The organism is Pantoea sp. nfd-35, assembly GCF_056892255.1.
In genome coordinates this window covers 945777-966923 of the sequence record NZ_CP122403.1, presented here as the reverse complement: position 1 = coordinate 966923, position 21147 = coordinate 945777, and the positions used below count along the sequence as shown (strand labels likewise).

Sequence of the window (21147 nt, the reverse complement as noted above, 5' to 3'; positions counted from 1 at the left end):
ATGAACGCACCGCTGTTAGCGCCTCACCCGTTCGGCGCTGAAATCACCACGGCTGATTTACAGGCTACCTTCTCCCGCTTTCATCAGTGGGAAGATCGCTACCGGCAGCTGATTTTACTGGGACGGCAGTTACCCGGGTTGCCTGACGCGTTAAAAACGGCGGATATCGAACTGAGCGGCTGCGAAAACCGCGTCTGGTTCGGCAGTCAACTGGGAGAGAAGGGTACCCTGCACTTCTATGGAGACAGCGAAGGTCGTATCGTGCGCGGTCTGCTGGCCGTGTTGCTAACCGCCGTTGAAGGCAAGACGCCAGCTCAGTTGCTGGCGTCCGATCCGCTCGATCTGTTTGAGGCGCTGGGCCTGCGCGCTCAGCTTAGCGCATCACGCAGCAGTGGCCTGAAAGCGCTGGCTGACGCCGTGCGGCAGAGTGCCCAACGGTATCAGGGTTAAGCCTGGCGCGCCGCGCGCGCCAGAAACTTCTTCAGGGCATGGGATACCGCAACAAAGCCGAAGGTGGCCGTCACCATCGTTGCCGCGCCAAACCCGGATTCGCAGTCCATTCTTTTCGGCCCTTCTGCCGTACTGCGTGAGGCGCAAACCGTGCCATCCGCCTGCGGATAAACCAGCGCCTCAGTAGAAAATACGCAGTCAATGCCCAGCTTGCCTTTGCTGTTCTTCACGACACCAAACTGTTTAAGGCGCTCGCGCAGTTTGGCCGCAAGAGGATCCTGGATCGTTTTGGCTAAATCGGTGACCTGAATTTGTGTCGGATCGATCTGGCCGCCTGCACCACCGGTAGTGACCAGCGGGATCTTGTTGCGCCGACACCAGGCAATTAGCGCGGCTTTGGGCCGTACGCTATCAATGGCATCAATCACGTAATCGATATCGCCCGTCAGCAGGGTCGCCGTGTTTTCCGGCGTAATAAAATCATCAATGCACACCACTTCACAATCAGGATTAATGGCGCGCAGGCGATCCGCCATGACTTCCGTCTTGGCTTTACCCACGTTGCCATGGATCGCATGTATCTGACGATTGGTATTGGTGATGCAGACATCGTCCATATCGATCAGGGTAATCCTGCCAATACCGGTGCGTACCAATGCCTCTGCAGCCCAGGAACCTACGCCACCAATCCCAATAACGCAGAAATGCGCATCCGCAAACCGCTGCAGAGCCTGCTGGCCATAAAGACGTGCCGTGCCACCAAAGCGCTGGTGCCAGGCATCGTTTAACACTTTCATAGTCAAACCTGTTACAGAGTGCGGGCCAGAACGCCCGCCACATCAAAAATTAGTTAGCACCCAACAACAGGGTGCCGTTGTTGCCGCCCTGCGCATTGCTGAACAGCGGCTGACCGGCGCCAGGGGCAGATTTAAGCACCCATACGCGTCCATAATGGTTATAGAAACCGGCAAGATGAGCGGCATCCGGGCCCACGCCCTGATAAATGTCGAAGTGCTGGCCTTTGATGGCACCGCCAACATCCAGCGCCACCATCATTCGCATCTCATATTTACCGTTAAATTTCCCTTTTTCATTTAACTGCGGCACTTCTGCCAGCAACACCGTTCCGGCAGGAATCAGTGAGCGGTCTGATGCCACAGAAGCTTTCGCCACCAAAGGTACAGCGCTGGCACCGCGCACCGGCACATAGTCTTCAGGTTTGAAAAACACAAATGAAGGGTTGGTTTCTAACAGCGCACGCACTTCCTGCGGAGAATGCTCCTCAGCCCACTGGCGAATCGCCTGCATGGACATGTCTTCTCGCTTCACTTCGCCACGATCGATCAGCTCTTTACCGATGCTATGATAGCCCCAGCCGTTTTTTCCGCCATAACCAAAAAAGCGCATTGGACGCCCGTCGCCAAAATCAACGTAGCCACTCCCCTGTACGTCCATAATAAAGTTATCGATGAGTGAATTACTCCAGGCTATCACATAGCGATCGTCCAACCCACCACTATATATAGAAGCACGGCTTGGCAGCTTTTGTCCGCGCTTACGTGGCGGCATCCGGTAAATGGGATACTGGAACTCACCCTGACGGGTGTAACGTGCCTCAACGACTGGCGTGTAGTACCCGGTGAACTGCACGTTGCCGTAATTGTCTGTGCCTTCCATCTGAAACGCGTCCAGACCAAACTGGCGCAGCTGGCGCGTATCGCCGCCGGCTATCAGCCAGTTTTCTACCGCACTGTAAGTACTGTTGTTACGGAGAAACAGGCCAGAGGAGGCAGACTGAATCTGCCGGACCTGTTCACCAAAGTCCCGGCCGTTAACCGGGCGGCCTTTAGCATTAGGTTGATTGACCAGCGCAAGGGGCTGATCCAGTTTGCCGTCTTTATATTGCTGACCCCGATCGGTTGGCTTACCGCTACAGCCAGCCAGCAGCGCTAAAAATGCGCCAGTAAGTGCGTACTTCGCCCAACGTCCTTTCATCTTCATCTCTTTTTATAACTGTTCGCCACGCGACGATAGCAAAGCCGTCATCAGAATGAAATCCATCCTGTTTCGTCATAACGGATATCGGCGCAATAAATCACCAAATGGAGGAATCCTTCATCAATTAACAGCAAATTTAGCCTTTTAGGGCAAAAAGGGGTTGCAACAATCATCGTGCGGAGTATAGTGCGCATCCACGGACGCGGGGTGGAGCAGCCTGGTAGCTCGTCGGGCTCATAACCCGAAGGTCGTCGGTTCAAATCCGGCCCCCGCAACCAATTCTTCTGTGATTTTGCTCATACAGAAGAGACAATGTGAAAGTCGCTATGCGCAATCGGACGCGGGGTGGAGCAGCCTGGTAGCTCGTCGGGCTCATAACCCGAAGGTCGTCGGTTCAAATCCGGCCTCCGCAACCAATTTTCTGTGATTTTGCTCACACAGAAGAGACAATGTGAAAGTCGCTATGCGCAATCGGACGCGGGGTGGAGCAGCCTGGTAGCTCGTCGGGCTCATAACCCGAAGGTCGTCGGTTCAAATCCGGCCCCCGCAACCACTTTAAACACCTGAAAGGGTGTTTTTTTGTTTCTGAAATTCGCTAAACCGCCAGTGTAGTCACCTCTCCTTCTCTCCCTCTTTTTAAGCTGTTATCGCGTTTGCCACTCAGACAGAACCCTGTTCAGACCGCAGCTATTGCTCTTGCCGCTATATTTCTGTTTTGATGATTCATTCGGACATCACAAGGTCTGCTATGAATAACCACAATATTGCTGCACTGACCACTCAGTTTCCGCAGGTCGCGGATTTAATTGCGCTCAATGAAACCACCTGGTTTAATCCCGCCACGACCACCGTCGCAGAAGCCTTACCCCATGTTGGCCTGACGGCTCAGGATGTTGAAGAGGCGCATGCACGCCTGAACCGGTTTGCACCTTTTCTGGCACAGGCCTTTCCTGAAACGGCCGCCACGGGAGGAATTATTGAGTCGGAGCTCGTAGCCATACCGGCGATGCAGGCGCGGCTACAAAGGGAATACGGACAACACATTGCGGGTACGCTGCTGTTGAAGAAAGACAGCCACCTGCCAATTTCTGGCTCAATCAAAGCGCGTGGTGGGATTTATGAAGTGCTGACCCATGCCGAGAAACTGGCACTGGATGCAGGTTTACTGACCCGGGAAGAGGATTACAGCAGGCTACTCTCGCCTTCGTTCAGGCAATTTTTTAACCGGTACAGTATTGCCGTGGGCTCAACCGGTAATCTTGGCCTGTCGATTGGCATCGTCAGCGCCCGTCTTGGCTTTAAAGTTACCGTGCATATGTCGGCGGACGCCCGCGAATGGAAGAAAGCCAAACTACGCAGTCACGGCGTCACGGTAATTGAGTATCAAGAGGATTATGGCGTAGCGGTAGAGCAAGGACGTAAAGCGGCAGAGTCCGACCCGGACTGTTTCTTTATCGACGATGAAAACTCCCGCACCCTGTTTTTAGGTTATGCCGTTGCCGGGCAGCGCCTGAAGGCTCAGTTTGAACAGCAGGGCCGCGTAGTTGACCGCCATCATCCGTTATTTGTGTATTTACCCTGCGGCGTGGGCGGTGGCCCCGGCGGCGTCGCCTTTGGTCTGAAGCTGGCTTTTGGTGAACACGTTCACTGCCTGTTCGCCGAACCCACCCACTCTCCCTGCATGTTGCTGGGCATCTGCACGGGTTTGCACGAGGGTATTTCGGTACAGGAAATCGGCATCGACAATATCACGGCAGCCGATGGACTGGCGGTCGGACGCGCTTCCGGCTTCGTTGGCCGGGCCATGCAGCGCCTGCTGGACGGGCTCTATACGCTTGACGATCAAAGCCTGTACGACATGCTGAGCTGGCTGGCGCAGGAAGAAGACCTGCGGCTGGAGCCCTCGGCCCTTGCCGGTATGGCTGGCCCCCAGCGCGTCTGCAGTGCCACAGCTTACCTGCAAATGCACGGTTTTACCGCGGCGCAGTTAGGTCAGGCGACACATCTGGTCTGGGCAACAGGCGGCGGAATGGTGCCGGAAGACGAAATGGTCCGTTATCTGGCAAAGGGGCGCTGAGCACCCGGCGGCCTCTGAACAGCAGGCCAACCTGCGCGGCCTGATCCTGAAGCCGCGCGGAATCGCTTTCCGGTCCTGGTGTCTCAGCAGGCCAGGAAAATGCGCCAGCGGCCGTTTTCCTGAGTATTACTCAGCGATGAGCCAGTGCGACACCGCTTTTAAAATAGGCTTTGATTCCTTCCAGTATCGCCTCTGCCACCTGATGCTGATAGCGCGTGGTGCGCAACTTACGCTCTTCTTCAACATTACTGATAAAGGCCGTTTCCACCAGGATAGAGGGAATATCTGGTGCCTTAAGCACGGCAAAACCGGCCTGATCCACAGTGCGTTTGTGCAGGTGATTGATGCGCCCCATGCGGTGCAAGACTTCTTTACCAAACTTCAGGCTGTCATGGATCGTCTGGCGCTGCACCATATCAAACATGGTGTGATCCAGATAGCGATCTCCACTCATGCTGACGCCGCCAATCTGATCGGCTTCGTTCTGGGTTTGCGCCAGGAAACGCGCCGCCGCAGAGGTCGCACCGCTGGTCGACAGCGCAAACACGGAAGAACCGCGCGCGGCCCGGCTGGTGAACGCATCGGCATGAATTGAGACAAACAGGTCGGCACGTTGCTTGCGTGCTTTAGCAACCCGCACCCGCAGAGGAATAAACACATCCTCGTTGCGGGTCATGTAAGCCTTCATGTTGTGCTCTTTTTCGATCAAGGTTTTCAGCCGACGGCCAATCTTCAGCACGATATCCTTTTCACGTGTTTTATGTTTACCGTGGGCACCGGGATCTTCACCGCCATGCCCGGGATCGATCATGATGATGATCGGGCGATCGCGTCCCGCTTTACCGGGCAGAGGCGCCTGAACGGCCTCATTTTTTTCCAGATCGCCCTGATTGTAATCTTTAAGCAATGCCAGAAGCGGATCATCTTCAACGCTATCCTGGCTGGGATAGAGATCGACCACCAGTCGGTGTTTGATCGTGGACACCGGGTCAAGGCTGAAGATTTTAGGGGACACGTTGCGTTTCAGTTCCAGTACGACGCGCACGGTATTGGCATCAAACTGCCCCACTCTGGCGCTTTTAATAAAAGGATCGTCAACACGCACGTGCTGATTCACGCCCTTAAGGACTGAGTTAAGATGCAAGCCATCGATATCAATGACCAGGCGGTCAGGGTTCGTCAGGGCAAACTGCTTGTACTTAAGCGCGACGTTAGACTCCAGCGTCATACGCGAGTATGTGGAAGAGGGCCAGATGCGGACCGCTAAAATATGGCTGGTCGCGGCCATACTCACACCGCTGACGCTGAGCAGTAACAGCGCCCCTGTACCTTTTAATAATCGTCTACGTGAAACCAGGGGATTACCTTCCGACATGCCACTCCAGCTGTTATATAGTGTTTAAAAAAACGGCAGCCAAATAAAATGGCGGCGAAAACTTTATCCAATCCTGCAGGCAATGTCACCCCGGAAACCCCAAATAATGCAGGCTGTTAGCGGCTTTGGCACCAAAAAAAACGTAAATTATCGTCAGGATTAGCGCTTGCAAAACGATGGCTAAAGGCATAAAAATACACAAAATACGAATAAACATTCACTGAGGGTTAGCCGTGAAGGAACGTAGTACCGAACTGGTTCAGGGTTTTCGCCACACCGTTCCCTATATCAATGCGCATCGGGATAAGACATTCGTCATCATGCTCGGCGGTGAAGCCATTGAGCATGAGAATTTCTCCAGTATTGTCAATGATATCGGCTTGCTGCATAGCCTCGGTATCCGTCTGGTCGTGGTGTATGGCGCGCGCCCACAGATTGATGCCAGCCTGGCGGCACATCAGCTGGAACCGGCTTACCACAAATATACCCGTGTGACCGATGCTCAGTCGCTGGAACTCGTCAAACAGGCCGCAGGCCGGCTGCAGCTGGATATCACGGCCCGGCTCTCAATGAGCCTGAACAACACACCTTTGCAGGGCGCGCACATTAACGTGGTGAGCGGTAACTTCATTATTGCTCAACCGCTCGGCGTGGATGACGGGGTGGATTACTGCCACAGTGGACGCATTCGTCGTATTGATGAAGAGGCCATTCATCGTCAGTTGGATAACGATGCCATTGTGCTGCTTGGCCCGGTGGCGGTGTCGGTGACGGGTGAAAGCTTTAACCTGACGTCTGAAGAGGTTGCCACCCAGCTCGCCATTAAGCTCAAGGCCGAAAAGATGATTGGCTTCTGTTCTGAACAAGGCGTGATCGATCGTGAAGGCAATATTGTCTCGGAGCTCTTTCCTAACGATGCGCAGGCACGTATCGATGAAATGGAAAGCGACGGTGATTTTCTTTCAGGTACCGTGCGTTTTTTACGGGGCGCGGTAAAAGCCTGTCGCAGTGGCGTGCGCCGCAGCCATCTCATCAGCTATCAGGAAGACGGTGCGCTGCTGCAGGAGTTGTTCTCGCGCGACGGCATCGGGACGCAGATTGTGATGGAGTCGGCCGAGCAGATCCGCCGTGCCACCATCAACGACATCGGCGGTATTCTGGAGCTGATTCGCCCGCTGGAGCAGCAAGGCATTCTGGTGCGTCGCTCACGTGAGCAACTGGAAATGGAGATCGATAAATTCACCATCATCCAGCGCGATAACCTGACCATCGCCTGTGCCGCGCTTTATCCGTTTATGGATGAAAAGATTGGGGAAATGGCCTGCGTCGCAGTGCATCCGGACTATCGCAGTTCATCGCGTGGCGAGTTGCTGTTGCAGCGCGTCGCGCTACAGGCTCGGCAAATGGGGCTGGAAAAACTGTTCGTGCTGACTACGCGCAGTATTCACTGGTTTCAGGAGCGCGGTTTTACGCCGGTGGATATTGAGTCGCTGCCAGAAAGTAAGAAAGAGATGTACAACTATCAGCGCCGCTCAAAGGTGCTGATGGCGGATTTAACCTGACAGTCACCGGGCGGCAGCCATGCCGCCCTTGCTGTTACGCCTGCCCGGCCGCCCCTAACCTTTCCACCAGCCCGCTTCGCCGCTGCGTTTGCAGCTGTACGGCGCGGTCAAATATTGCACGATCGCTGTAAAGCGTCAGTTGACTGCGCGCACGCGTAATTGCGGTATAAACCAGCTCGCGGGTCAGCACCGGCAGAAACTGGGTCGGCATGACCAGCGCGGTATGGTCAAACTCCGATCCCTGCGACTTATGTACCGTCATAACCCAGGCGGTTTCATGAGACGGCAAACGGCTGGGCTGAATCGCTTTCACGCTGCCGTCTGGCAACGGAAAAAAGACTCTGAGCTGGCCTTCCTCATCGCGCAGAGTAATACCGATATCGCCGTTAAACAGCCCCAGTGCGCTGTCATTACGGGTGATCATTACCGGCCTTCCCGCATACCAGCGGCTGCCCAACGCAGGACGTCTGATGCGCTGCAGCTGCATCAGGCGTTGCTCAATGCGCTGATTCAGCCCGTGCACGCCAAAGGGCCCTTCACGCAGGGCACACAACAGCTGATAACGGCTGAATGCGTCAATGACCTGCTCTGGCGTAGCCTGATGCTGAACGGCATGCAGATAATCGCTATAACCCCGCGCTACCTCGTCCAGCATAGCCTGATAAGCGTCGCCGTCGTTCAGCGGCTGAAAAGAAACATCCTGGTGTCCGGCGGCAAAAATCGCGCTCATCCGGCGCGCATCGCCCTGGTTCACCGCCCGTGCCAGCTGACCTATTCCGGACTTTTCATCAAAACGATAGCTCTGTCGCAGCAGGCAAATGCTGTCGCGAACGGCTGGCGCGGCCTCAACATCGTCGCCTGTGAGCGTGCAGCCGGTCAGGGCCGTCAGCTGTGCAGCCCGTGACGGGCTAAATCCTGTTTCGCTGCAGCGGCAAATATCCCCCAGCACGGCGCCCGCCTCCACCGAAGCCAGCTGATCGCGATCGCCCAGAAAGACCACGCGCGCATGCTGTGGCAAGGCAGAGATCAGTTTTGCCATCATGCTCAGGTCGACCATTGAGGCCTCATCGACCACCAGCACATCCAGATGCAACAGATTGCCCGCGTGATAGCGCAGACGCTGCGTGTCCGGTTGTGCACCCAGCAGGCGGTGCAGCGTCGTCGCTTCCGCAGGGAACCGGGCGCGCTCTTCCTCGCTCACGGCCAGTCCCTGTAGAGCTTTACCCAGCGACTCCGTTAAACGGGCCGCGGCTTTGCCCGTGGGCGCCGCCAGCTGTATGCGCAGCGGCACCGTATTCAATCGGATTAGCGCAGCCAGCAGCTTTGCCACCGTGGTGGTTTTACCGGTTCCCGGCCCACCTGAAATCACGGCGGTTTTTCGCGTCAGCGCCACGGCTGCGGCAATCTTTTGCCAGTCGTCAGGACGGCTGCCAAACAGGCTGGTCAGTACCTCGCTGGCCCGGTGCGCATCAAATGTTCCTTCGTCGGGCTGCAGCGAGAAAAAGCGCGCAACCTGCCCTTCGCTCTGCCACAAGCGATGCAGATACAAACGCTCATGGCTCAGCACCAGCGGGGTGACGGCACTGCCATCACTTATTGCTGACCAGCCCGCCAGTGCAGCATGCACATCGTCCGGCGCGCCTGCGGCCTGCCACAGTGCCTGGGCCAGGGCCGGCTGACGCCCCGCAAAGAGTCCGGCCTCGCTCAGATTAGCCAGCGGCAGACAGACGTGACCTTCTCCGGCATCGGCACTGACGCAGGCCGCTGCCAGCAGCAGAAAAGGCTGGGCGTCATCAGCAATCAAGCGGGCAAACTGTATATCCAGAGGACGCAGTAAACGCTTTTCGACTGCCTGGAGCAGTAAGGCGTTTATATCACTCATAACATTTCCTCTGTATTGCCAAACAGCCTGTCCATTTCATCAATAAACGCCGGGTCGGGTCGGGTGGCGAAAATGCCATTGTCGGCCGGGCTGCCATCGACGCCACGCAGAAACAGGTAAAAGACGCCGCCGAAATGCTGTTGGTAGTCATAGCCTGCCAGACGATGCTGGAGATAACGGTGCAGCGCCAGGGTATACAGCTGGTATTGCAGATCGTAGCGGTGGTCGATCATCGCCTGCTCCATCGCCTCGGGCGTGTATGCGGCATGACTTTCCCCCAGCCAGTTCGATTTATAATCCAGCAGATAGTATTTTCCCTGCCAGCGGAACACCAAATCAATGAACCCTTTCAACATGCCTTTAACCTGGCGGAAATCCAGTGCCGGACCGCGCTGCGACAGCGGATCGTACCGGCGTACCAGCGCATCCAGATCGGTCGCGGTCAGCAGGTTATTGATCGGGAGATAAAATTCCATTTCAATCAGCCGGTCGCGGCTGTTAATACTGGACAGCGTTACGCCTTCCTTGTTAAGCGGCGTTGTCAGGACGCGCGCAATCCACTGCTGAATGACCGGAAGCCAACTGAGTGAATACCCGTTTTGCTGGAGCTGATCTTCCAGCCACAGCGCCTCTGGCGGTTCGGTGAAATCGATTGATTCAAACAATCCGTGGAGAAACGTCCCGGGTGCCGCACCGCGCGGAAAATGGTGCGGCGTCAACAGGGTATCCTCTTCGTCTGCCGTTTCGCCTGCGGCGTCGATATCAAATTTAGGCAAGGCGTCCAGCAGCGGTGAGCTACCGTGCTGCTGCAAACCCGAATAACTGGTGACGCGCCAGCTGTCGGCCAGCGCTCGCGTCATTTCCCGACTGCTCAGCGCATCGTTGCTGCCCAGGCCTTCATGCCAGATCGCCCCGGGCTGGAGCGCGCTGCTGATAACCTCAATTCCCGCGCCCTCAAGCGCCTGCAGATGCTGACTGAGCTGCGCGGCATCGGCGATTTCGCCGCGCTGCACCAGGAAACCGAGCGCGCTTTTGTGCAAGTCGCTTTCACCCGCTTTTTTACGCGCGCCCTTAATCAGCGGTGCAATACCTACGCTGCAGTGGTGAACCGAACGGGTCAGAGCCACGTAGAGCAGGCGTAAATCCTCTGCCAGGCGCTCCTCTTCTGCCAGCGTCAGGCTGTACTCATCCCCCTGCACGTCCAGCATCGCAGCAAAGCTTTCACGATCGTGATACAGCGCACTGGCGGACTCGCGGAATCCGGCGGCAAAGGGCAGCCAGACCAGGGGATACTGCAATCCTTTCGACTTATGAATGGTGACGATTTGCACCAGATGACGATCGCTTTCAAGACGCAGTTGCTGACTGGCGGCCTGGCTATCGGGACGGGCAATTTGCTGCGCCAGAAAACGCACCAGCGCATGGGTGCTGTCGAGCTGAACCGCCGCTTCCTGCAGGAGTTCACCCAAGTGCATCAGATCGGTTAAGCGCCGTTCGCCATTGTCTGATGCCAGCATATTTTCGGCCAGTTGCCGCGTGATCATCACGTCGCGCAGCATGGGTAAAACGCCGCGCTGATGCCAGATTTGCTGCCAGCTGACAAACTGCTCCACCAGCGCATCCCAGTGGCGTTCGTTCTGCGCCAGCGCGTCCAGTTCGGCGGCATCAATAGCAAAGATGGACGTCGCCAGCGCGCTGCGCAGCAATCGCTCCTGTTCAGGTGACTGAACCGCCTGCAGGAGCCATAACAGTTCGCGCGCTTCCGGCGTGGTGTAAACGCTGTCGCGGCTGGAAAGATAAACGGAGGGAATCGACAGGCTGTTTAGTGCATCGCGGATCAGGCTGGCCTCGTTACGGCTGCGCACCAGCACGGTAATGTCCGATGCCTTAACCGGCTGCAGGGCATCGCCTTTGCCAATCAGCGCCTGCCCCTGCTGTCCGGCTACCAGCCAGCGGCTGATATCCGCGGCACACTGCTGCGCCATAAATTGTTGGTAATCACTCACTCCCACACCTTCACCCGGCTGAAGCCAGAAGCGCAGCGCGGGCTGCGGTTGCTGCTGATAAATCAGCTTCAGAGCCTGATTAGGCGCAGCCGGACTGACCGGGAGAAAAGGAATCGAAGAGAACAGAAACGGCGAATCAACCTGTGAAAACAGCCGGTTAACGCTGTCCACCATGCCAGGCGAGGAGCGCCAGTTAGTATCTAATGTGTAGTGAGCACTAACTTCACTACGGGCGCGCAGATAGGTAAAGATATCCGCACCGCGGAAGGCATAAATCGCCTGCTTGGGGTCACCAATGAGTAGCAGGGCCAGCTCTGGCTGATGCAGATACAGCGTACGAAAGATACGATACTGCTGCGGATCGGTATCCTGGAATTCATCAATCAGCGCGACCGGGAAGCGCCCGCGAATCGTTTCCGCCAGTAGTGCCCCGCCCGGCTGTTGAAGCGCCTCATCCAGACGGCTCAACAGGTCATCAAAGCCCAGTAGTGCGCGCTGACGCTTTTCGCGCTGGACCGCCTCGCGGACCTCGGTCAGGGCCTGCCAGATAATGACGTCTCGCAACGTCAGCGGTTCGGCCAGAAAGCGATCTACCGCATCAAACAATGCATGCTGCGGTGCCTCGCCCTTTTTGGTCTTCTCGTGCAGCACCTGCTGTCCAAAGCGCTCCAGCTCTTTGGGCAATTGATAATCAAGCGTTTCGCTCTGTGCCCACTGGGTGACTTTAGCCACCCAGTTAGGTAAGTGCTTACTGCTATAACTGCGCTTATCAACACCAGACGCGCTAATGAGCCCTTCCACATCGGCGCTGGCAGCCTGCCACTGCTGCTTAAGGGCGTTAATTCGCTCAAGATTGGCCGCATGGCGGGAGGCCAGCGTTTCCTCTGGGCGAGGTGGGCGCCTGAGCGTCGGTGACTCCCCCTGCAGCCAGGGCCGCAGCGTGGTCAGTAAGCTGTCCGGCCCGCTCCACTCCGCCGCAATGACTCTGGCCACATCCAGCGACAGGGGATAACACTGGCGACGCCAGAAATCGGCCGTGGCCTGTCGGAGCAGCGTTTGTTCGTTTTCAATCAGCTCCTGCTCGAACAGCATGCCCGATTCAAAAGCGTTCAGGTTAAGCATGCGCTGACAAAAGCCGTGGATGGTAAAAATTGCCGCCTCATCCATTTGTCGCTCGGCCGCCAGCAGTTGTGACGCGGCCTGGGGCAGATCGGCGATCTGCTCCATCAGCTGTTGGTGCATGGGGTTATGGCTTTTACCACGCACGCAGGCCAGACGTAGCTGATGGATATTGTCACGGATACGACCGCGCAGTTCAGCCGTAGCGGCTTCGGTAAAGGTCACCACCAGAATCTCTTCGACGGACAGCGGCCTGCGCCAGGCGTTCTCGCCGCCCAGCCCTAATAGCAGACGTAAATAGAGCAGGCCGATCGTAAAGGTTTTACCGGTCCCCGCTGACGCCTCAATTAACCGCTCGCCGCTCAGCGGCAGCGTTAACGGGTTAAGCGACTCGGGTCTTGACTGCATCATTGGGTTTCACTCTTTACCGGCAGCGACTGCTGCAGTTTGGCGATTTCCTGCCAGGTTCTCCAGCCAGGCAGCGGGGCAAATTCGATTTTACGCTCGCCGCTTCCGGCGATCTGCGACGTCATGGCCATGCCTTTTTTCTGCATCACGGCCTGATGAAAGAAATCGGCCAGGCCGGCAGGCGTAAGCAGCTGGACCTGCTCCATCAGCTTTTGCCGGGTATCGAAGTCGTTGTTTTGGCGATCAAAATCGCGGCTGAAACGATCGGCTTCTTCGTTCAGCGTTTGTGGACGCTGTCTGAGATCGTTGAGCATCGCCTGCTGATACTGCGTAAAATCGGCCTGGCTCATCGTACGCAGACGCTGCTCAGCCTGGGGATAAAATGCCTGATAGCGCTGCATTAGATAGGCGGGCTGCTTGCTGTTACTCTGCAACAGAAAACCAATTCCCCACTGACGTCCCACCGGCATCCGGAAGGCAAAGACGGCATAGCCCAGTTGCTCTTCCGTCCGTAGCTGATTGTAAAACCATGGCTGCACGATCTGGCTGAGCATCGCGCTGTTGGCCATGCTCTGGTATTCGTCATAGCCCAAAGGAATATAGAGCGCGGCCAGCGCAGAGTCGGTACTGCTGCCGTGCTGCTCCAGATTCGCCTTTAACGGCTTTTCAACGCTGAGGTAGTTGCTGTGCCAGTAGTGAGTCCCTTTGCACTGCATCTGCTGTTTCAGATCGCGCCCCAACTGCGTGACGCTGTCGGCGCTCAGGTTGCCAACCGCCATCATCTCCGGCGTGGCATTTTTTAATAACGCATCGCGGTAAGCCACCACCTCATCCAGCGTAATGCCGCTCACCAGTTTGCGGCGTGTTTCTCGCTGAGTATAAGGCAGCTGCGACAGGAGCTGCATTGGCTGAATAGCCTGCTCAAAGGCTTTGCCTTTTTCGGCCGCGTCCAGTCGCTCCAGGTACCAGGATTTAGCCTGCTCCAGCTGCGACTCACTGGGCTGGAAGGTGCGATAACGATCCACCAGCTGTTTAAGCAAGGCGGGCAGACGTTGCGTAAAGCCACTGGCGTTAAAGACCAGACCATCGTTCTCACTGGTCGAAAAGCTGATACCGCCAATGGAGGCCTGTGAGCTCAACTCATCCAGCGCCAGGCTGGCCAGATAGTCATTCAGACCAAACAGCACCTGCTGGCGCGCATCGCTGATGGCCTGCTGGTTTCGCAACGCCACGGTAATGCTGGCTTTGGGCTCATTCGCATAGAACTGGCTTGGCATCCAGTAAATGCGCATCCCGAAATCGTTATCCAACTTTACCGGATGGCGATAGGCCTTCTCTGCGGCAGAAACCAGCGTAAAATCATCGGGAATATAGGGATTCAGCACCGGCATCGCGAGCTGAATCTCGCGCCCACGCTGCTGCCACTGCGTAAACGTCTGAGCGGTAATTTTATCTACCTGATAAGGCGCATTGACGAAATAGGCCAGCCTGTTGTGCGGCTCCTGCGGGCTGATATACCAGATGCGCGCCTTCTGCGGCGTCATCTCTTCCAGACGGGCCTGAATTGCCCCGGCATCGTAGCGGTCGGCAAGATAAGGGGCATCCAGCGTGTGCTCTACCGGTACCCGCAGCATCGTATCGGCCAGCCACTCGATGTAGTCCATGTTGCGGGTAATGGAGGGATAACGGAAATCCAGCGCCAGAACATGTGAAACTTCGTCGAAGTAGCGACGATCGATGCCTTTTTCGCGCAGCATGGCAATGTAGCTAAAGACGGCCGCCACGACGTCGTCGCGTTGGGCGAGGCCTTTATCGGTGAGTGAGACGCTGATCGTAAAGATGCCGCTGTTGCGCTCGGTAACCGGATCGGCTCCGGCGCTGACGCCATCGGCCAGCCCCTGTTTTTGCAGCCAGTCAGCCAGCGTATTGGGGCTACGGTTGCCAATTAAATAGCCGATGAGCGTGTCCGTTTTACTACGGAAGCGATCGCTGTTATTCGGAATGCGGAACTCAATTTTGAGCTGTTTACGGGGTTGTGCAGGCACATAATGAATAAGAATACCCTGCTGCGCCTCGGTGACAACAGGCTCATTAATCATCGGAACGCTGGCATTGTGGTTAGCCACCCGACCAAAGGTGTCTGCCGCAATGGCGGCCATCTGCGCCAGGGACTGGTTGCTGTAGATAACGGCCTTCATCAGGTTGGCAGAATAGTGGCTGTGGTAAAAGTCCAGCAGCGCCTGATGCAGGTTACTGCCGGGTTTATCTCGCAGGGTTTCAAGATTGCCCCCATAGAAGTGCGCAGCCGGATGGGCCGGATTGATCGTCTCGGCCCCCACCTGGCCCATGCGCAAAGCGTCGCGGGCGCGCGCCATTGTCAGCTCAGCATTGACCGCATGACGTTCCCGATCGGCATTGACCGGATCCAGTAACGGTGCCGCAATGGCGTCGGCCAGGCGATCGACGGCAGGCGCAAGGGCATCGTTTTCCACTTCAAGGTAAAAAGCGGTGCGGTAGGACGCCGTGCTGGCATTGTGGCTGCCACCATGCTTTTTGAGGAAGTCCGCCAGGCTGTCAGGTTCCGGATAACGCGTTGAGCCCATCAGCACCATGTGCTCAAGATAATGTGCCAGGCCAGCCTGTTGCGCAGGATCGTCCAGTGAACCAATCGGCAGGGTTAAAGCCGCCAGCGATTTAGGAGCATCCTTGTCTGACACCAGCAGCACGGTCATGCCATTATCCAGCGTAATAGCCTGATACTGACGCGGATCCTGTTCGCTTTTACCGATGGTACTGTTAACGGGCTGCCAGCCCTGGCCCGTTTCGGCCTGAACCGTAAACGCCACCAGGCTGAACAGCATGGCCAGGATCAAGCGTGCATGTGTGCGCATGTAAACCTCTTACGTTACCCAAAAGCCGCCTTGCCAGCGCATTGGCGGCTGAAAATACAACAAACGTTCGTTGGTGTTCTCATCACCTGCAAAGGTGTGACTTACCGATCGTCCTGATGGGCCTGCAGCACCGGTGAGTACCAGCACGCCGCCGCCTCGGTTATGCGCTGTAGCTGGGATTCGTCCAGTACTCTGCACAGCCGCTGCAAATAGGGATCGCTTCCCTCGCCCTCCTGCTGATACCCCCCCACCCAGGCCGCCAGCAAATTGTTGCGGGCTTTGAGCTGCGTGGCCTCATCACTGAGGAACTGATGGCTTTTCTTATCAAAACAGGTGCTGATCCAGGCGCCCCCGCTTTTAGTCAGGAGCATCAAGGGTTCGCGCATTCCTTGCAGATAACCTTGCATGTAGCGCGCTAACTGGGCCGTGGCGTCATCCGGCGCAACGGCGTGGAAGCACCAGTAGCTCTGCTGGCGGCCAAACATGCGGCTTCTGCCGTTACCGCCCAGTGCACAATAAACTAAATGTTCGAGCCACAGTAATAAACCATCATTGATATTCAGCACGCCTGGCCGCCAGCGCAGTAGCCCGTCACTCTGCACCTGAGTCAGCCAGCCGGACAGGCTGACGCCGTCCAGATCCAGATTGATTTCCCAGCTTTCCCCTTCGCTACGTTGAGAGGTGACGTCTGCCGCCACCTCCTGCATCTCTTCACGCTGAGCCTGCCAGAACAGTTCACCAAACGCGCCGTAAGGTAAGTTTCCGGCAGCGCGGTGATGGGCATAAAGACGATCGGTGTCCTCGCCTGTTACCAGTGCATTCAGCAGTTGGGCATTAATCTGGTAACGCTCCAGGCTATCCAGCGCAAAGGGTTCGCTGTCGGGGAGTTCATTTTCTTCAAGCCAGAAACTCACGCCCAGGCGTTGCTGAAACCAGGCCCGCACGGGATGACGCCAGAATCGCAGGAACTGTTCAAGGGCTAATGTCTCTACGGGCAGCGTGAGCAGGGGCTGAACGAAATCGGGCTGGGGCTGACCCGTACCCCGCGCGGCGGGAAGCCATTCGCGGGCAAAACTGTGGGCTGCCGACGCGGGCTGAAAGTTCTCGGGCGCGAACGGCATCCGGCTGTGCAAGTGTTCCAGATGCGACCTGACCCGGCGCGCGCTCTCGTCCAGATCCTGGTCTTCATCGCCTGGCAGATAAAAACTTTGCCCAATATATTCCAGTAATTCTGTGACCAGCACGGACGGATAACGTTCGGTATTGTCCTGTATCGCGCGTCCGATATAGCTGATATAGAGCTGTTGCTGCGCGGAGATCAGGGCCTCCAGAAACAGGTAACGGTCGTCATCACGGCGGCTACGGTCCCCTTTACGCGACTGCTGTTGCATCAGGTCAAATCCCAGCGGCGCCAGGGTACGCGGATAAACGCCATCGTTCATCCCCAGTAAACACACGACGCTAAACGGGATGGAACGCATTGGCATCAGGGTACAAAAGTTGATTTGTCCGGCGAGAAAACGCTGACTGATACGCTGCTGGTCCAGTCGGCCGCGCAGATCGTCGCGCAGCAACACCACCGGAATGGGCTCATCGAAGCGTGCGTCCATGCCGTATTCAATCAACGCCTTCCACTGCTCTTCCACCAGCAGCAGTGCAGCTTCAGTTTCGGGATCGGCCGTAAAGAATGCATTGAGCAGCTCGCGGCACAAAGGCAGCCACGCTTCCAGCGGGCGCGGTTCGGACAGCACCTGACGCCAGTGGTTGAGCCGCGACAGCAGCTCAGCCAGATGACCTGCCAGTTCGGCCACCAGTCCACTTGACTCATCGTAGGGCAGGATGCCCTGCCAGTCGCCATGCTGGCTTTCCATCGCATAGCCAAGCAGCATGCGTTGCAGCCCAAAGCGCCAGGTATGCTGACCGGTAACCGGCAGGGCCAGTGCCTCAACGCTGGCATCATCCAGCCCCCAGCGTACGCCCGATTCGCTCACCCAGCGCCGCAGTAAACGCAGCCCGCTTTCGTCAATCGAGAAGTGGTTCGCTAAGGCGGGCACGTCCAGCAGCGCCAGCACATCTTCGGAGACGAAACGGCTGTCGGGCAGCGCCAGTAAATGCAGAAAAGCCACAATCGCTGGATGCGCCTGACTGGCACGGCGGTCAGAGATGGCAAACGGCAGATAACGTTCGGCCGGAGCATTAGCAAACACGGCCTGAATAAAGGGCGCATAGGCGTCAATGTCGGCGACCATGACAATGATATCGCGTGCTTTTAGCCCGGGATCCGCCTCCATCCGCGCCAGTAAATGATCCTGCAACACTTCCACTTCGCGTTGGGCACTGTGACAAACCTGTATGGCGATGGATCGATCCGCTGGATCCAGACAACGCTTTTGCCCACTGTAGGCCAGTTCGTCGGCCGTCAGACCGATCACGGCCTTGTCCTGCAGATTGAGAAGATCGTGCTGCATGCTGTGCAGCAGGTTGTCTTCCTCTACATCGACAAAGGCGTCAATTTCGCTGTTAAGATCCATCTGGCTGAGCAGGTAAAGGTTATCGCGCCCCAGCTTGCCCCAGGAGGCCAGGAGCGGGTTCGTGAGCTGCTGCTCGCCTTCGTCACTGAACAGCGCAGGCGCACGCGCCACATCGCTAAACAATCCACGATACTCCTCCCGATCGTGGCGGCGACGCTGACGGCTTTGTAACTTCGCCAGAAAAGCATAATCCTGAATGTCGCCCCAGTAGTCGCGGCAGGGATTCGTGAACAGCAGATAGATATCGATATGTCGCCCCAGCGCCTGTAACGCCTGAAGGTAGACCGGCGGAAGCGCTGATATGCCGCAAATAAAAACCCGTTCGGGCAGGTTGGCTGGTGGGGTCTGCGTCTGCTCCAGCGTATGGATAAAGCGCGCATAGAGGTTGGCACGGTGCCATTTAGGCTGGCCCAGTTCCTCGGTGTAATTCACTAAGTCACGCCATAGCGCCGCCTGCCAAATCTGGGCATCGCCCAGGCCGTCGATGTGCTGACCCCGCTCCCAACTGTTCAGCCAGTCGGCGCGATAAACCAGATACTGGTCAAACAGGTCAGCGACGCGGGCACTGAGCTGAAACAGTTTGCGCTTGTCACCATCATCGCTCAGGTAATGGCGCAGTGAGGCAAACTCATCCTGTAGCAGCAGCGAGGGTAAACGGTGCATCAGCTTCCAGCTCATGCTGGCTTTGCTAAAAGCGCTTTCGACCGGAATGTCCGGCAGTACGCGAACAAACATTTCCCAGATAAAACTGGCCGGTAGCGGAAATTCAATATTCGCCGCAATGCCAAAGGTGTGCGCCAGCTCCATCTGTAACCATTGCGCCATGCCCGGACTTTGTACCAGCACCATTTCTGAGGCAAAAGGATCGTCAAGCGGATCCAGTTTAATCACTCTGGCTGCCAGGCTTTTGAGCAGATCAAGCTGATTAGAGTGATAAACGTGAAACATGAAAACTCCTGTGGAAAATCAAAACGGCATAGCGACCTCAGAGGATACTCACTCTACCGCGTATCGCATTTCAAGCCTACCAAAAGGCGGGTAAGCATAATGCCCTAACCGCTTAACAGGTTAAACGCATCAGGCTGGCGTGACGTTGATGCGGCCCGCTCACCTCGGCTTTTTCCAGCACACAGCCTCCCGGACCTTGTGTTTTCTCGAAACGGGATTGCCAGCCTGGCACCTCGTGGCCAAGCAGTCGCTGCTCTGCAACGCGCCAGGCTTCTCGTTGCTGCCACTGCTGACTGAAACCCAGCGTCAACACCCGGTGATACTGAAGCAGAGCGCTGGTGCTCACAGCCATCAGTAGCAGGGCAAACAGGGCTTCCGGCAGGCTGAACCCACGCGCGTCAGAAACATTGCTCTGACGCGGCCAGCGGGCAGTAGTCAATCCAGCCCTGCGGCAAAGGGTGAATGGAGCTGCCCTGCACCCGTACCCAGCGCCACAGGGCCATCTCGCCAGTGCGGTCTTCACCTTTAAGTAATCCTTTGTCATCTGCGGTTCTTTGCAGGCAGCTCTGCCAGCCATACTGGTTCTCCTGTTGGCAGAATAACGGCGGCTGCTCGGGCCACTGTAAGGTCAGCCCCCACTGCAGCGCCGACTGCGCCTGCCAGAATCCCTGAATGAAACGCTGCTCATCGGCAACCCCGCGCATCCCCTGCGTCAGCATGTCGCGGCTGGCGTGTAGCGTTATGCCGCCTGTCAGCATGATGATTAACACCATCCCCAGCGCGCTGTTGCCCTGCGCCTTCACAAATTCATGCCCTCTACCCAGCGCACCACTGTTTCCTCCTGCTGACCCGTTCGCCCCTGCAGCATTATCCTGACCCGCTGGCCTTCCCGCTGCAGTTCAAAGGCTTCCACAGAGAGAAACGCGGGGTCGGACAAGCGCTCCCAGCCACTGCCATTGCAGTTATCCACACCGCGCTGCATCTCCAGCTGCTTTTGCCGCAGCCGGTAGCCGTAATAGTCGCTTTCACCTTGGCTGATATCTTCCCAGCGACCGTTGCTGTTCTCATCAAAGCGGATAAGCAGGCAGCTCCCGGTTATTGTTAATCCTTCACGGCCACATTCTCCCTGGCAATAGCCTGCCCGTCGCACGGCTTTTTCCAGTGTAGACAACATCTGCTGCAGCTCCGTTTGCAATTGCACCCGCTGTTGCAGACGGAGATTTTCCCCCAACAGCAGCGGCATAAAGCGCCCTGCGCCCACCATCAGTACCGCACTGATGGCCATCGCAATCAGCATTTCCAGCAGGCTAAATCCGGCCACTTTCATTCGCAGCCTGCTTCCTCTGAGGAGCACAGGCGAATCCGCGCCCGTGACGAGATAATCAGCCGGATTCGTCCCGCTGGATTGACCAGCTCAATGCTGCCCGCTCTGGCCACGTTGCGACGTCCGTAAAAGCCAGGCTCACCGCGCAGCGGCTGCAAGGTCACGCCCGTGTGCGGCGCAATAAAATGCAGGCGTCGGGCGGGATCACAGCCGTTTACCGGCGCATCGCCAACACCTAAGCACCAGGGCTGCATGGTTCGCGCCCATAACACAAAGTCGCGGTTTTGCCAGTTGGCCTGCGCCCGTACGCTGAGCAAAAAAAATTGCAGCTGGCGAGCGCTGTCACGCAGTTGCTGACGCTGCTGCCAGCGCTGCCAGCCCTGCGTGGCAAACGCGCTGAGAATGCCGACAATCACCATGACAAACAGTAGCTCTGCCAGCGTAAACCCTTTTGATGTTGGTCTTTTCATGGCAACAGCGTGCGATCTGGCGGGCGGGATGGCAATGTGTAAAAGCGGGAACGGGAAGCGGCGCTGCAGACTATTTCAGCTGCATGCCGTGTTTGAAGCATCGTTT

At 56.8% G+C, this 21147-nt stretch carries 14 protein-coding genes and 3 tRNA genes; 6 read left to right on the top strand and 11 right to left on the bottom strand.

What is annotated here, in order from left to right; genetic code table 11:
- A complete protein-coding gene (gene csdE / locus P9J57_RS04620; protein WP_013026971.1) occupies positions 1–450 on the top strand; it encodes a cysteine desulfurase sulfur acceptor subunit CsdE in 450 nt (149 codons plus the stop codon).
- Here the strand turns inward: csdE and tcdA are convergent.
- Positions 447–1247 carry a tRNA cyclic N6-threonylcarbamoyladenosine(37) synthase TcdA gene (gene tcdA / locus P9J57_RS04615; protein WP_014594469.1) on the bottom strand — a complete coding sequence of 267 codons (801 nt, stop codon included), beginning with the start codon at positions 1245–1247 and terminating at the stop codon, positions 447–449. The genes csdE and tcdA overlap by 4 nt on opposite strands.
- Positions 1248–1296: 49 nt before the next feature.
- Entirely contained in the window at positions 1297–2445 is a 1149-nt protein-coding gene (gene mltA, locus P9J57_RS04610) for a murein transglycosylase A (protein ID WP_019104743.1), read from the bottom strand.
- Positions 2446–2649: 204 nt separating this feature from the next.
- Between mltA and P9J57_RS04605 the strand changes: the two genes are divergently transcribed.
- From P9J57_RS04605 to dsdA, 4 genes are all read left to right on the top strand, one after another.
- Positions 2650–2726, top strand: a tRNA-Met gene (locus P9J57_RS04605).
- 61 nt (positions 2727–2787) lie between these two features.
- Positions 2788–2864: transfer RNA gene (locus P9J57_RS04600), tRNA-Met, on the top strand.
- A 60-nt stretch (positions 2865–2924) separates the two neighbouring features.
- Positions 2925–3001 (top strand) — tRNA-Met (locus P9J57_RS04595).
- Positions 3002–3196: 195 nt separating this feature from the next.
- Positions 3197–4525 (top strand): D-serine ammonia-lyase, encoded by a 1329-nt coding sequence (gene dsdA / locus P9J57_RS04590; protein WP_072139012.1) that lies wholly within the window; start codon positions 3197–3199, stop codon positions 4523–4525.
- A 130-nt stretch (positions 4526–4655) separates the two neighbouring features.
- Here the strand turns inward: dsdA and amiC are convergent, their stop codons facing one another.
- The gene (amiC, locus tag P9J57_RS04585) at positions 4656–5900 is read right to left on the bottom strand and encodes an N-acetylmuramoyl-L-alanine amidase AmiC (RefSeq protein ID WP_013026975.1); all 1245 of its coding nucleotides are present in this window, start codon (positions 5898–5900) and stop codon (positions 4656–4658) included.
- Between the two features lie 233 nt (positions 5901–6133).
- Between amiC and argA the strand changes: the two genes are divergently transcribed.
- Complete coding sequence (argA, locus tag P9J57_RS04580; RefSeq protein ID WP_013026976.1) at positions 6134–7462, top strand: amino-acid N-acetyltransferase; 1329 nt, start codon at positions 6134–6136, stop codon at positions 7460–7462.
- A gap of 34 nt (positions 7463–7496) precedes the next feature.
- On the opposite strand, the gene recD is transcribed toward argA, so the two are convergent.
- The 8 genes from recD to P9J57_RS04540 all read right to left on the bottom strand — a co-directional run bounded on the left by recD (position 7497) and on the right by P9J57_RS04540 (position 21041).
- Complete coding sequence (gene recD / locus P9J57_RS04575; RefSeq protein ID WP_029569104.1) at positions 7497–9344, bottom strand: exodeoxyribonuclease V subunit alpha; 1848 nt, start codon at positions 9342–9344, stop codon at positions 7497–7499.
- On the bottom strand, positions 9341–12880 hold the full coding sequence (gene recB, locus P9J57_RS04570) for an exodeoxyribonuclease V subunit beta (protein WP_483279400.1): 3540 nt from the start codon (positions 12878–12880) through the stop codon (positions 9341–9343). Before recB ends, recD begins: the two co-directional genes overlap by 4 nt.
- Positions 12877–15768: a pitrilysin gene (gene ptrA, locus P9J57_RS04565; protein WP_105078920.1), complete on the bottom strand. Its 2892-nt coding sequence runs from the start codon at positions 15766–15768 to the stop codon at positions 12877–12879. Before ptrA ends, recB begins: the two co-directional genes overlap by 4 nt.
- Before the next feature lie 101 nt (positions 15769–15869).
- Positions 15870–19247: an exodeoxyribonuclease V subunit gamma gene (recC, locus tag P9J57_RS04560; protein ID WP_013026980.1), complete on the bottom strand. Its 3378-nt coding sequence runs from the start codon at positions 19245–19247 to the stop codon at positions 15870–15872.
- A 112-nt stretch (positions 19248–19359) separates the two neighbouring features.
- Complete coding sequence (locus P9J57_RS04555) at positions 19360–19686, bottom strand: prepilin-type N-terminal cleavage/methylation domain-containing protein (protein ID WP_019104747.1); 327 nt, start codon at positions 19684–19686, stop codon at positions 19360–19362.
- Entirely contained in the window at positions 19646–20050 is a 405-nt protein-coding gene (locus P9J57_RS04550) for a DUF2509 family protein (RefSeq protein ID WP_483279399.1), read from the bottom strand. Before P9J57_RS04550 ends, P9J57_RS04555 begins: the two co-directional genes overlap by 41 nt.
- Positions 20047–20574 (bottom strand): prepilin peptidase-dependent protein, encoded by a 528-nt coding sequence (locus P9J57_RS04545; RefSeq protein ID WP_015699607.1) that lies wholly within the window; start codon positions 20572–20574, stop codon positions 20047–20049. Before P9J57_RS04545 ends, P9J57_RS04550 begins: the two co-directional genes overlap by 4 nt.
- Complete coding sequence (locus P9J57_RS04540; RefSeq protein WP_013026984.1) at positions 20571–21041, bottom strand: prepilin peptidase-dependent protein; 471 nt, start codon at positions 21039–21041, stop codon at positions 20571–20573. Before P9J57_RS04540 ends, P9J57_RS04545 begins: the two co-directional genes overlap by 4 nt.
- Positions 21042–21147 lie beyond the last annotated feature (106 nt).